Origin of the sequence: Arthrobacter sp. StoSoilA2 (genome assembly GCF_019977195.1) — a bacterium.
GTDB lineage: Bacteria > Actinomycetota > Actinomycetes > Actinomycetales > Micrococcaceae > Arthrobacter.
Genome location: NZ_AP024643.1, coordinates 3651934 through 3665540, shown reverse-complemented (window position 1 = coordinate 3665540; position 13607 = coordinate 3651934). Strand labels below are relative to the sequence as shown.

General features: G+C 63.1%; 10 protein-coding genes. 8 read left to right on the top strand and 2 right to left on the bottom strand.

Annotated features, from left to right (window positions below; all coding sequences use genetic code 11):
* The first annotated feature begins 24 nt into the window (after positions 1 to 24).
* The 4 genes from LDN82_RS16675 to LDN82_RS16660 all read left to right on the top strand — a co-directional run bounded on the left by LDN82_RS16675 (position 25) and on the right by LDN82_RS16660 (position 3456).
* Entirely contained in the window at positions 25 to 756 is a 732-nt protein-coding gene (locus LDN82_RS16675; protein WP_224165081.1) for an ABC transporter ATP-binding protein, read from the top strand.
* The gene (locus LDN82_RS16670) at positions 746 to 1690 is read left to right on the top strand and encodes an ABC transporter permease (protein WP_224088454.1); all 945 of its coding nucleotides are present in this window, start codon (positions 746 to 748) and stop codon (positions 1688 to 1690) included. The genes LDN82_RS16675 and LDN82_RS16670 overlap by 11 nt, the downstream gene beginning before the upstream one ends.
* A 102-nt stretch (positions 1691 to 1792) precedes the next feature.
* Positions 1793 to 2350 (top strand): dihydrofolate reductase family protein, encoded by a 558-nt coding sequence (locus tag LDN82_RS16665; RefSeq protein WP_224165080.1) that lies wholly within the window; start codon positions 1793 to 1795, stop codon positions 2348 to 2350.
* Positions 2351 to 2397: 47 nt separating this feature from the next.
* A complete protein-coding gene (locus LDN82_RS16660) occupies positions 2398 to 3456 on the top strand; it encodes an LLM class flavin-dependent oxidoreductase (protein ID WP_224165079.1) in 1059 nt (352 codons plus the stop codon).
* 7 nt (positions 3457 to 3463) lie between these two features.
* On the opposite strand, the gene LDN82_RS16655 is transcribed toward LDN82_RS16660, so the two are convergent.
* Together LDN82_RS16655 and LDN82_RS16650 are read right to left on the bottom strand one after the other, a co-directional pair.
* Complete coding sequence (locus LDN82_RS16655; RefSeq protein WP_224165078.1) at positions 3464 to 6256, bottom strand: aminotransferase class I/II-fold pyridoxal phosphate-dependent enzyme; 2793 nt, start codon at positions 6254 to 6256, stop codon at positions 3464 to 3466.
* 17 nt (positions 6257 to 6273) lie between these two features.
* Complete coding sequence (locus tag LDN82_RS16650) at positions 6274 to 7725, bottom strand: amino acid permease (protein WP_224167557.1); 1452 nt, start codon at positions 7723 to 7725, stop codon at positions 6274 to 6276.
* 387 nt (positions 7726 to 8112) lie between these two features.
* Here LDN82_RS16650 and LDN82_RS16645 point away from each other — a divergent pair, with 387 nt between their 5' ends.
* The 4 genes from LDN82_RS16645 (at position 8113) to LDN82_RS16630 (ending at position 13538) form a co-directional block, all read left to right on the top strand.
* Positions 8113 to 9729, top strand: a complete 1617-nt coding sequence (locus LDN82_RS16645; RefSeq protein ID WP_224165077.1) for a helix-turn-helix domain-containing protein — start codon at positions 8113 to 8115, stop codon at positions 9727 to 9729.
* Between the two features lie 4 nt (positions 9730 to 9733).
* Complete coding sequence (locus LDN82_RS16640; RefSeq protein WP_224165076.1) at positions 9734 to 10645, top strand: glutaminase; 912 nt, start codon at positions 9734 to 9736, stop codon at positions 10643 to 10645.
* Between the two features lie 128 nt (positions 10646 to 10773).
* Positions 10774 to 12051 carry a uroporphyrinogen-III C-methyltransferase gene (cobA, locus tag LDN82_RS16635; RefSeq protein ID WP_224165075.1) on the top strand — a complete coding sequence of 426 codons (1278 nt, stop codon included), beginning with the start codon at positions 10774 to 10776 and terminating at the stop codon, positions 12049 to 12051.
* 20 nt (positions 12052 to 12071) lie between these two features.
* Positions 12072 to 13538: an FAD-dependent oxidoreductase gene (locus LDN82_RS16630; protein ID WP_224165074.1), complete on the top strand. Its 1467-nt coding sequence runs from the start codon at positions 12072 to 12074 to the stop codon at positions 13536 to 13538.
* Positions 13539 to 13607: the final 69 nt, after the last annotated feature.

Genomic DNA, 13607 nt, shown 5'->3' with positions numbered 1-13607 from the left:
CCAATCAACACGAAGGACGGGACCATGCCAGTCGTACTCGAGAACCTGGGCAAGCGCTTCGGCGATGGCGCCCCGGTGCTGGACGACGTCAACGCCACGATCGCGCAGGGCGAGTTCGTTGCCCTCCTCGGTGCGTCCGGCTGCGGCAAGTCCACGCTACTGAACATCATGGCGGGACTTGAGCATCCGACGTCGGGCGCCCTTGAAGTGCCCAGCGACGGCGCGGCGTTCATGTTCCAGGACTCGGCACTGTTCCCGTGGTTGACGGCGCGAGGCAACATCGAGCTGGCACTTCAGCTGGCTGACAAGTCCAGCACCAAGGCCAGCCGCCGGGAACGGGCAACCGAACTGCTGGAGCTTGTCCACCTCGGCGGCGCCGGCGACAAGCGTCCGCATGAACTGTCCGGTGGCATGCGGCAACGCGTTGCCCTTGCACGTTCCTTGGCACAGGACCGGCAGCTGTTGTTGATGGACGAGCCCTTCGCGGCCCTTGACGCGATTACCCGCGACCTCTTGCACGATGAACTCGAGCGGATCTGGAAGGAAACCGGCCGCACCATCGTGTTCGTGACGCACAACGTTCGCGAGGCTGTCCGGTTGGGCCAGCGCGTGCTGCTTTTGTCCTCGCGTCCCGGCCGTGTTGTCGCCGAATGGGATGTGACCGAGGAACACCGAACCGATGCTGGTCGTGCCGGGGAGCTGACCGGAGTCATTACCCGCCGGCTACGCGAGGAGATCCGCCGCCATGCCAAGTAATCCCACCACTACCCAGGAGCGGACCCTGCCCGTGAGCGAATCCAGCGAGCATATTACGTCGCCGTCCTTGAAGGGCAACCCCTCCGAACTGCGCGACCTCGAAGCGGGCCTGGACAACCTCCAGTCCGATACCGGACGTAAGGCCGGCATCGAATGGAAGCGCGTACTGCTGCCGATCGCAGCCCTGGTAGTCCTCGTCCTCGCCTGGCAGTTCTACGTCTCCCTCGGCCTTAAGCGACGTGACCAGGTTCCCGGGCCCCTTGATGTGCTCAACCAGCTGGTGACGCTCTGGGGTGAAGGCAGGGTTCAGGAATCGGTGTGGACCTCCTTGCAGCGCGGCTTGATCGGCTTCCTGATTTCGGTGGTGGTTGCTACCCCTGTGGGCCTGTTGCTGGCTCAGGTTGCTCCGCTCCGCCGCGCGTTTGGGCCGCTGATTTCCGGGCTTCAGGTCCTGCCGTCCGTGGCTTGGGTGCCGGCCGCGATCATCTGGTTCGGCCTGACCGATGCCACCGTCTACTTCGTGGTCCTCATGGGTGCGATCCCGTCGATCATCAACGGCCTCATCTCCGGTGTGGACCAGATCCCGCCGCAATACCGCAGCGTGGGAACTGTGCTCGGCGCGAACCGGCTGCAGATGGCCCTGCAGATCGTCCTTCCCGCAGCACTGCCCGGCTACATCGGCGGGCTGAAGCAGGGTTGGGCTTTCTCCTGGCGTTCCTTGATGGCCGCGGAAATCATCGCTGTCGGTGGCACTATCGGCTTCGGTTTGGGCTCGCTGCTTGACCAAGGACGTGCACTGTCCGACATGGCCGTGGTCATGTCCGCCATCCTGTTGATCCTGGCTGTGGGCATCCTGATCGAGCTCCTCGTCTTCGGCCCGATCGAAAAGCGCCTCCTCCAGCGTCGTGGTTTGCTGGCGGGCAGCAGCCGCTAGGGTCCCGTTCTTAAAGCAACGCGGGGTCAGATACAGCCCATGTTGAAGCTAAACATGGGCCGTAACTGACCCCGCGTTGCTTTGGCTGGCTAGAATCGGCGAATGGGCCTTCTAACGTTCAGCATCAACGTCACTTTGGATGGTTGCGTCGACCACCGGGAGGGCATCGCCGACGACGAGACGCATGCCCATTACACCCGGCTCCTGGAGCAGAGCGGCGCGATGCTCTGGGGCCGCACCACGTACGAAATGATGGAGGCGTACTGGCCGCTGGTGGCCCGTGGCGACGTCGATGCGCCGCCTGCCCTGCGCGACTGGGCCCTCGCACTGGAGACCAAGCCCAAATACGTGGTTTCGGCGACCCGTAGCGACTTTCCGTGGACCAACAGCCACCACGTTGTCGGCGAGCTGCGAACGGCGGTGCAGGAACTCAAGGACCGGACTCCCCGCGGCGTGCTTGTGGGCAGTGGCAAACTTGCCACCGAGCTGGACCGGCTGGACCTGATCGACGAGTACAAATTCCTCATCCACCCCATGATCACCGGGCACGGCCCAACCCTGTACCAAGGCGGACTGCCCAGCACCAGACGCCTCGAACTGATCTCTGCCGAGCCGCTGAGCAACGGCGCGGTCGCCATGCACTACCGACGCGCCGGATAAGTTCCTTCGCGAGGAATTCCTGGGCCGCCTCACGAGTTGTCCCGGACATGCACAACAAACGCATCGGCTTCCTTTCCTTCGGCCATTGGGCACGCGTCCCTGGTTCACTGGTGCCATCGGCCGGTGAAGCAATCAAGCAGGGCATCGAACTGGCGGTGGCCGCAGAGGAACTGGGGATCGATGGGGCGTTCTTCCGTGTGCACCACTTTGCCCGGCAGCAAGCGTCCCCATTCCCGCTGCTCGCCGCGATCGCGGCCCGGACCAGCACGATCGAGATGGGCACCGGCGTGATCGACATGCGCTATGAAAACCCGCTGTACATGGCGGAGGAGGCTGCGGCCACGGACCTGATCAGCGATAGCCGGCTTCAGCTCGGAGTAAGCCGTGGTTCACCCGAGCCTGCCCTGAACGGAGCCGCCAACTTTGGCTATGTTCCGAACGAGGGCGAGGACGCGGGCGACATGGCGCGGCGCCACACCGCGCTGTTCCGCAAGGCCATAGCCGGGCACGGGGTAGCCCAGGCTGATCCCCACTACGCAGGCGGAGCCACTGGACTTCTGCCCATCCAACCGCTTTCTCCAGGACTTCCACAGCGGATCTGGTGGGGTGCCGGTACCCGCAAGACGGCAGTCTGGGCCGCCGAGCAAGGCATGAACCTCATGAGTTCCACGCTCCTGACCGAAGATACCGGCGTCCCTTTCGACCAATTGCAGGCCGAGCAGATCCACCTGTTCCGCGAAGCCTGGACAGCTGCCGGGCACGACTTCGAGCCCCGCGTTTCCGTCAGCCGCAGCATCCTGCCGATCGTCGATGAGGTGGACAACCGCTACTTCGGCCTTCGCGCCCAAGCGGACCGGCAGGACCAGGTTGGAATTCTCGACGGCGCGTTGTCCCGTTTCGGGAAGAGCTACATCGGCGAGCCGGACGAGTTGGCAGAAGAACTCGCAGCCGATGCAGCCGTCCAGGCTGCCGATACCGTCCTGCTGACGGTGCCCAACCAACTTGGGGTGGAGTACAACGCGAAGCTCCTGGGGAACGTCGCGAAGTACATCGCACCTGCTTTTGGCTGGGCCCGACAAACGCCTGAGTCCCGGCAAAACGCCTGAGTTAAGCCTACGAAGCGGCGGGCAGCCGCCCGATGCCCGCCGCTTCCACAGCAGTGTCCGAAACGCCAGCATTCGAAACTGCAGGCCCGTCCACGAAAACCCGGTAACCACGTTCGTGGTCGAAGCCGTGGATCTCCCGCGTGTCCAAAGCAGCCATGAACTCCAACGTCTGCCGCGTGATGACCTGGCCCGGGACAAGGATGGGAAAGCCGGGCGGGTACGGCGTGACGAAGCCGGCGGAAATAACTTCCTGCCCGGCACGCACTGCAAGGGCAAGCTCATCGGCGGACAAGTATGCCGTGGATTCTGGCTTGTAGCTTTCGAAGTAGGCTGCGCGGATATCCCCGTCTTCGCAGGCATCGTCCACACGGAACCGTGCGGCAAACGTGCTGAAGTCCGGGAGCGGTGGTGTCTGCCCAACCACCCCTGATGCTCCGCCCTGCGGCGATGCAGGCGAAAGCACAGGCACTGTTCGGGGTCGCGCTGAGGGATGCGGGCTTTCGAAACCCTCGGCGAGTTTGACCAGCACCTCGATCAAGTACGCCACGGAACTCCGCGAGGTGCCGATGTTGGTCATGAACAGCACAGTGTTCCGGGACGTCTTGTTCACCTGGATTCCGTGATCGTCCATGAGGTAGCTGTGGCGGAACGTGTCGCCGTCGATGCCTGTCCTGCTGATGTCCAGCGTGAGGCGGCTGGGATCAATGACGAACTCATCGCGCTGCCAGGCGTCCTCGAGTTCCGCCAATCCCTCCCGCAGCGGCATGGCGGCGCTGGTTTCCCGGTATTGAGGCTCGATAAGATCCCGCGAGGTCAGCACCCGGAAGTATTTCTTCAGCAGGGGATGCCGTGCAACGGCTTGCGCGACGGAAACGGCGAGGTCGGATTGCTTCTGGACCAAACCAAAACCTTCCAGCTCCACCTGCCGACGGCCAATGTCCAGGGACGCCAGGATTTGGTAGTTGGGCGAGGTGGAGGTGTGGGTCATGTACGCCTCGCGGAAGGACTCCTGGTTGGAGGCCATGAAGTCCTGGTCGTACACATGGATCATCGAACCTTGGCGCAAGGACGTCAACGTCTTATGCGTGGACTGGGTGGCGTATACCCTGATGCGTGCCTTCTCAGGGTTGGGAATCAGCCGCGTGTTCAGCCAGGCCTCATCATCAACGGGCTCACCGGTGACGGGGTCATGCAGGGCCGCTGCTTGCCCGGCGTACCGGGCCGCGTAGGCAGGGTTGCTGAAGGAGGCTTCCAGTGCGGCTGCTGAAGCCATTGCCGTTCGACGCCGGTAGATGGGGTGGGAGCGGGCGAAAGCAAACCATGCCTCGTCCCAGAGGAAAACAAGGTCGGGTTTGATGGCCAGGCATTCCTCCATGACACGCTCGACGTCGTAGACGATTCCGTCAAAGGTGCAGTTGGTGAGCGTGACCATTTTGACTTCATGCAATCGTCCGGCCCGCCGGTACTCAAGCAGCCTGCGCTTCAAACTGGCCAAGGGCACAGCACCATAGAAGGCGTATTTGTCCAAGGGGTAGGCATCCAGATATGAAACGCGGGCACCGGCGAGCACGAAGGCGTAGTGGTGGGACTTGTGGCAGTTTCGATCAACCAACACAACGTCACCAGGAGCCAGCAGAGACTGATGAACGATCTTGTTGGCCGTGGACGTGCCGTTGGTAACGAAGTAGGTTCTCTGCGCTCCGAAGGCCCGGGCGGCGAGGTCCTGCGCCTGCTTGATGGATCCATGCGGGTCCAAAAGTGAATCGAGGCCGCCGGACGTTGCCGAAGTCTCCGCCAAAAGCAGGTTTGTCCCGTAGAAATCGGCCATGTCCCGGATCCAAGGGGAGTTCCCTACGGATCCGCCACGCGAAATGGGCAGCGCGTGGAAGACGCTTGCAGGCCGTCGGCTGTAATCCTGCAGGGCTGTGAAGAACGGAGCTTCGTATCGTTCTGCAACCCCGGACAACAGGGACAAGTGCAGGTCCAAGTGATCCTGCCTGCGGAAAATCCTTCGGAACTTCCTGGTCAGTGATCCGGCCAGGGACTCGATGGAGACGCCTGCAACGAGGTAGACGTCCAGCTCAGGCCTGAGACCGGATATTTCCTCGGCCAGGCCCAGGATCCGTTTGACGGGTCGCAAGGCCTGCAGGCCTTCGGGAGTGTGCCCGGCCAGGAACCGGCGGAGGTCGCTGCCGAGCTGCCGGGAGCTGCGAACGGAAAAGCCCGGACGCAGGATCACGGCTTGGATATCGGGGTTAAGCAGGACCGCCACCAACGCGTCTTCGTAGCTGGGAACCACATTGATTTCGTACGTGAAGGCATCGGAAGGGCGTCGCTGGGCTGCCATGCTGCCCTTCAATGCCTCCGCTTCCTGGGCCGTGATGTTGTCCACCATCAGGACCTCAAAACGGGGTCGTTCAGCCTGCTCGGCTGGTGCAACCTCGTCCTCCAGCGACTCCTGGACAAGCCCGGACGATGAACCTTGCTCCGCTCCGGAAGCCAACGGCAGATGCGCCAAACCGCCCAGAAGTTCCAGCGCGGCGTGGGGGTCGCCGTCGTTCACCAGTTGGCGCAACTGGCCCACAGCGGCAACGCCCGGCTCTGCCCAGTAGGGCTCCACGGCTTCCAGGAGCGCAAAGGTCCGGCTGATCTGGGAGTGCAAACCTGAGTCGGAGGATCCTGCGTAAGGGTCCAAGGCGAGCTGCTTGATGGCATATCCCAGGAACTCCCAGGCATCGGCGCGCGACCGCCAGGCGCGGCTGGGCGTGCCAATTTTTGGAAGGGGGGAGAGGGTGCTCATGTGACGTGTGTTCTCTTTCAAACTGAGGGCGGGTTCAAAGCGGACTGTTCATTACGGATTCGGCCCCTGTGGGCGTACCAGCCACCCACCAGCAGCGGCGCCAGCACCAGCAGGGAACCGAGCACCCAACGGCCTGTTTCCGAGAAGCCCATGGTGATCAGGACAAAGGCCAGGAATCCGAGGGTGAGATAGGAGGTAAAGGGGGCGCCGAACAGCCGGAATGCGGGCCTAATGACTTTGCCGCTCCGCACCCAGGCCTGCAGCTTGATGTGGCAGAGCATGATGGTGGCCCAACCGCCGATGATGCCCAGCGCAGAGACCTCGAGCACGATTTCAAAGACCTGCGACGGAACGATCGCATTCAAGCCCACGCCCATCAAGGTGATGACAGCAGTCAGCAGGATGCCGCCGTAAGGGACGCCGGAAGCGCTGATGCGGGCGGTGAAGCGCGGCGCTGAGCCCTTGATTGCCATGGAACGCAGGATCCGGCCGGTGGAGTACAGGCCAGCGTTGAGGCTAGAGAGAGCGGCGGTCAGAACCACGAAGTTCATCACGGAGGCCGAGACCGCGCCGGCCTGGGGATCGCCAAGGTGGGAGAAGAAGGTCACGAACGGCGACTCACCGGACTTGTAGGACGTGAAAGGCAGCAGAAGGGAGAGCAACAGGACGGAGCCGACGTAGAAAATGCCGATACGGAGAACCACCGTATTGACGGCTTTGGGCATGACCTTGTGCGGGTTGGCGGTTTCGCCGGCGGCCGTTCCCACCAACTCAACAGCTGCGTACGCGAAGACGACGCCGCTGATTGCCAGGAGTGGCGCCACCGCGCCCATGGGAAAGAGGCCCCCGTTGTCCGCAATGACGTTCAGGCCGGGAACGCCCACGTCCGTCCTGCCACCAAGGACAATGAAGCAGATTCCGACGACGAGGAAGGCTACCAGCGCACCAACCTTGATGAGGGCGAACCAGAACTCCATCTCACCGAAGATCTTCACCGACACGAGATTCAAGGCCAGCACTACAACCAGTGCGATGAGGGCGATGAGCCACTGCGGGACGTCGTTGATCGGCTGCCAGAACTGGCCCCAAAACTTCACGTACAGGGCCACCGCGGTCACATCCACAATGGAGGTCATGGCCCAGTTCAGGAAGTACAGCCAACCAGCCGTGTAGGCCATTTTCTCGCCGTAAAACTCACGGGCATAGGAAACGAACGAGCCTGAGGCCGGGCGGTAGAGAACCAGCTCGCCCAAGGCGCGCAGGATGAGGAAGGCAAAGAATCCGCACACCGCATACACCAGGATCAAGGCCGGGCCTGAACCATTGAGGCGGCCTCCGGCTCCCATGAAAAGCCCCGTGCCGATCGCGCCGCCTATGGCAATCATTTGGATCTGGCGGGGCTTGAGGGTCTTCCGGTAGCCCGATTCTTCCGTTGAGAAGTCCTGGCCTGGCTCCTGGGCAACAAACAGGGTGCCGGCCTCGTCGGACCGGTCGGGCGCAGCAGAATGCGCTGAAACTGACGTGGGTATCACTGGGGGTCTCCTTTGACTCCGGCGCCGCCGTCGGCAGCTCAACAGTTCCGAACGGCACAAACCTGCTGAGTGCACAGGCAGAACACACAGTGTTTGTGGCGTTGGGGACAGTAAATAACTCTAGATCTCAGGGGAATCGCGCAAATTGGCTGGCGAACCAAATTCGGGCCCCGGCTCTTGTGCCAGCTGGACAACACTGGTGTCCTGAAGGCCCGGTAATGTTTCTGGCTGTGCGCGATTGCGCAGGAGCATGGGCAGGACTTCTTCAATGGCGAAGGATGTCCGGTTGACCCGAATTGAATACGAGAGGAAGCGATAGCTTCGTTGAAGGCCCTGGACATTGACGACGACGGAGTCGTCACCTTGCTGAGCGATGTACTTGAAGACCTGGGCGTGGACAACGCACGGTTATTGCTTGCCCCGGACGCGGACAACCTGACAGTTCGTGAAACGGTCATTGTGGATGCAGAAGACGAGGATGCCACCCGTCCCGGGTCCTTGGTGATGCTCATCGGTGCCCGTGGACGTGTGGCGCTGCCGGCAATCCGGAGGATCATCAGCGGCAGGCCCACGGCCGTCGCCGTCAAGGGAAACGAACGTGAACTCGAAGCCGTGGCGGAACTGCTGCAATCCACCGGCATTGGATTGGTAGCCGTAGCTCCCGGCCTCCGCTGGGACAAGTTTGAAAGCGTCGCTGTGGACCGTATCCGGGAACGCGGTGTGTCCGGGGAGAACCCCACCACCGTGCACAGGGACTTGTTCGCCATCGCCCAAACAACCGCAACCCTGACCAACGGCCACGTAGTCATCGAGGATCCGGGAAACAGGGTCCTCGCCTACTCGCCGGCATCCAACGACGTTGATGAGCTCCGCCGCCTGTCCATCCTTGCGCGGCGCGGGCCGGAGCGGTACCAGAAACTCCTCAAGGAGTCAGGCGTCTACAAGCACCTTCAGGCCACGGAAGAACCCGTCCATGTGGAGGCCAACCCTGATGCCGGCCTTCGGGAACGCGTGGCCATTGGCATCCATGCGGGAAGCCGGGTGATGGGCTACATCTGGCTGCAGGAAGGTGCCGAGCCGTTGGCTCCGAACACTGACAGGCTGATGATCGGTGCTGCCCGGCATGCCGCGATTGAACTGGTGCGCCACCGGAACCAGCAATCCCAGTCGATGCGCGAAGACAGGGTGTCCAGCCTGCTCAGCGGAACGGCACAGGTTCACTCGCAGGCCCAGTCGGCGGGAATAGACCCCTCCAAACCGGCTGCCTTGGTGCTGATTTCGGCGGGCGGACTGGACCAGAGCGCCCCGGGGCAACAACTCCGAAGGGGTGAACTCTCCAACCTCGCATCCATCCACGCGGCGGCGTACCGGCCGGGAGCAGTGGTGGGAGCACTGGGCACGGAAACGGCGATCATCCTGCCGGATCTGGACCCGGTGAAGTCTTTGCCCGCCATCAACCGGCTGGTCAACACGATTGTGCGTGACGCCACCACCCACCTGCACTTCCAGGTCCAGGCCGCCGTGGGCCCGATTGTTCCGCGGCTGGACGCCCTGTACGCCACGCTTGACCACGTCCGCAGCGTCCTCAAGGTGTTGCAGAGCACCCCGTCCATCCGTGTTGCTTCCTACCGGGATGTGGAAACCACGGTCCTCACCAACGAGTTGCTGGATCTGCTGGAAACCCGGAAGGGGCTGCGGCACCAAGGCATAGCGAAGCTCTGCGACCGATACCCGGAGTTCGCTCTGACACTGCTCACATACCTCGAATTCTTTGGCGATGTGAACCGCTGCGCGGAGGAACTGGCCATCCACCGCAACACCGTCCACTACCGGCTCCGACGCGCCTGCGAAGAGGCCGGCCTGGACCTGCAGTCCGCGGACGAACGATTGCTTGCCCATCTCCAGATACGACTTTGGACCTACGCAGAGGCCAGGAGCTAGAACCTTGGACATCCAGAATCTCCTCGACGACATCGTCGGGGCAGTACAGCCGCACGTCGGGCAAGGCAACGTTGCCGACTACATTCCGCAACTGGGAGCAGTAGACCCCCACCAGTTCGGCATCTCCATCGCAACCCGGGACGGTGACGTCTACTCTTCAGGGGACGCGCATGTGCCCTTCTCCATCCAAAGCATTTCCAAGGTGTTCGCCCTCGCCCTGGTGTTGGCCTTCGACGGCGACGGCATCTGGAAGCGCGTCTTCCGTGAACCTTCGGGCAACCCGTTCAACTCGTTGATCCAGTTGGAGAGCGAGGAAGGGATTCCCCGGAACCCCTTCATCAACGCCGGCGCGATCGTCGTCAGTGACCGGCTCCTCAGCGTCACGGGAAGCGCTGCCCTGGCTGTCCGTGACCTGATGCGCCGCGAAACCGGCAACTCCACCGTGGACGCGGACCACTACGTAGCGGCGTCGGAACTCCGCAACAGCCACCGCAACGCTTCACTGGCCCACTTCCTTGCCAGCTGCGGCAACCTGGAGAACCCCGTGGAAGCCGTCCTCGAGTCCTATGTGGAGCAGTGTGCCCTGGCCATGACCTGCGAAGACCTGGCGCTCGCAACCCGGTTCCTGGCCGCCAACGGTGTTGGAGCTGACGGCACACGATTGCTGTCCCCAGCGCAGACCAAGCGGATCAATGCAGTCATGCTCACCTGCGGGACCTACGACGCCGCCGGCGAATTCGCTTATCGCGTTGGGCTTCCGGGGAAGAGCGGTGTCGGGGGAGGAATCGTGGCAGTGGTGCCCAATAAATGCGCCATCAGTGTGTGGAGCCCGGGCCTGGGGCGGTCCGGCAACTCGGTGGCAGGGGTTGCAGCCTTGGACGAATTCACGACGCGCACGGGCTGGTCTGTTTTCTAGAGGTAGTGGTTTCCGGACGTTTGCCCAAGGAAACAAGGGATGAAGCGTATGTGACGCTGGATTACCCAGCGTTACCGGTTGTTTCCGAGCCTTTGAAGCATATTACGGGCCCGCCCTACAGTTTTTTTATGGCAATACAGGACATTTACCCCACGGCACTGCGGCTGCTTGGCCGCCCGGTGCTGGTTGTGGGCGGCGGGCCCGTCGCGGAGCGCCGTGCCAAGGGACTGCTCGACGCCGGTGCGAAAGTTACCGTGGTCGCTCCCGTTGCCTCCGAAAACCTCCGCGGCCTCGCCAACGCAGGACTCCTCATCTGGGAGCCGCGCGAGTACCGCATGTCGGACCTCGACGGCGTATGGTTCGTTCAAACCGCCACGGGCACTGCCGCTGTGGACACCCAGGTAGCAGCCGATGCCGAAGCGCAGCGCATCTGGTGCGTCAACGCCTCGGACCACGAATCATCAGCTGCCTGGACGCCCGCGGTGGCCGTGGTGGATGACGTCAAGATCGCCATCAATGCCGGGGGAGACCCACGCCGCGCCATGGCGCTCCGCGATGCTGTTGCCACTGCCTTGGAAACCGGCGACCTGCCGCTGCGTCGTCACCGCAAGCCGGACGCCGCTGGCAAAGCGCCTGCTGGTTCTGTAGCACTCGTTGGCGGCGGCCCTGGCGACTCGGGACTCATCACCGTCCGCGGTCGACGCTTGCTCGGCCAGGCCGACGTCGTGGTTGCAGACCGTCTTGGCCCGCGTGAGCTGCTCAAGGAATTGGCTCCGGACGTCCGCGTGATCGAGGTCGGCAAGACGCCGGGCCATCACCCGGTGCCGCAGCTTGAGATCAACCGTATCCTCGTGGACGAAGCCCTCAAGGGCAACCGCGTGGTCCGCCTCAAAGGTGGCGACCCCTATGTCCTGGGTCGCGGTGGCGAGGAAGCAGAGTTCTGCCGGCAGAACGGCCTCGAGGTTGAAGTGGTGTCCGGCGTGACGTCGGCGATTTCGGTTCCTGCCGCCGCTGGTATTCCCGTCACGCATCGCGGCCTGGCCAAGGGTTTCAGCGTCGTAACCGGCCACGAAGAACTTTCCGAAGTCCCTGCACGGCCGGACCACACTGTGGTTTTGCTCATGGGAGTGGCGCAATTGCGCGAGTCCGCGGCTGCCCTGGCTGGCTCGGGTCTGCCTTTGGACACTCCAGTAGGTATCGTTGAGAACGGGTATTTGCCGGATCAGCGCGTCACTATCGGCACGTTGGGATCCATCGCGGACCAGGCTGAGGCCGTCGGCGTGGCCAATCCCGCGGTGATCGTGATCGGCGATGTTGTCCGTGTCAGCCCCTTCGCCCCACAGCATTTCAAGACCGCTGATTACAGCACGATTACTCCCAACCGACCCCGCGTCCGCACCAACTGAGAAGAAGAAGGAACACAGCCGTGTCAATTAGCACCCCCGTAGGTTCTGCGGACCGTCCGCTTCGCGTCGCCGTCATCGGCTCCGGCCCTGCCGGCGTGTACGCAGCAGACATCCTGACCAAGAGCGAGGCCGTCAAGAGTGGCGAACTCAACGTCAGCATCGACCTCTTTGACCGCTACCCGGCACCCTATGGCCTGATCCGCTACGGCGTCGCTCCGGACCACCCCCGCATCAAGGGCATCGTCAACGCCCTGCACAAGGTTCTGGACCGCGGCGACATCCGCTTCTTCGGCAACGTTGACTACGGCACGGACATCTCCATCGAGGACCTGCGCAAGCACTACGACGCCGTTATCTTCGCCACGGGCGCCATCAAGGACGCGGACCTGAACATCCCGGGCATCGAGCTTGAGGGTTCCTTCGGCGGCGCCGACTTCGTCTCCTGGTACGACGGCCACCCGGACGTTCCCCGCGAATGGCCGCTGGACGCCAAGGAAATTGCTGTCCTCGGCAACGGAAACGTGGCCCTTGACGTGGCCCGTGTCCTCTCCAAGCACGCCGATGACCTGCTGGTCACCGAAATCCCGGACAACGTCTACGCCGGCCTGAAGAATTCCCCGGTCACAGACGTCCACGTCTTCGGCCGCCGCGGCCCGGCGCAGGTGAAGTTCACCCCGCTGGAACTCCGCGAACTCTCGCACTCCAAGGACGTAGACATCATCCTCTACGCCGAGGACTTCGAATTCGACGAAGAGTCCGACCGCCAGGTCCAGACGAACAACCAGACCAAGACCATGGTTGGCACCCTCACCAACTGGATCGCCGAGCAGCCTGAAGACCTCTCCGAGCTCAAGGCCTCCCGCCGCCTGCACCTGCACTTCCTGCACAGCCCGGTCGAGATCGTGGACTCCCCGGAAACCCCGGGCAAGGTTGCCGGCATCAAGTTCGAGCGCACCGAGCTGGACGGCACGGGCAACGCCCGCGGCACCGGCGAGTTCGTCGACTACCCGGTCCAGGCCGTGTACCGCGCCATCGGCTACTTCGGTTCGGCCCTGCCGGACGTCGAGTTCGACCACAAGAAGGGCGTCGTGACCAACGACGGCGGCCGCGTCCTTGACGCCGACGGTCAGCACGTGCCGGGCCTCTACGCGACCGGTTGGATCAAGCGTGGTCCGGTGGGCCTCATCGGCCACACCAAGGGTGATGCCCTGGAAACGGTGACGTACCTCTTGGAGGACCGCGAAAACCTGCCGTTCGCCGAGGTTCCTGCGGCAGACGCCGTCGTGGATTTGCTTGACGCCCGCGGCGTGCAGTTCACCAGCTGGGAAGGCTGGCTGGCTCTGGACGCCCACGAGCTCGCGCTCGGCGCAGCAGCCACTGAGGCCGGCGGCTCCCACGGTGTTGAGGTCACCCGTGAGCGCATCAAGGTTGTGCCGCGCGAGGACATGGTCAACATCTCCCGCGACGGGGTCTCCGCACAGGTCTAAACCAACGCGGGGTCACTTACAGCCCATTCCGGGTCTTCGGATGGGCTGTAAGTGACCCCGCGTTGCTTT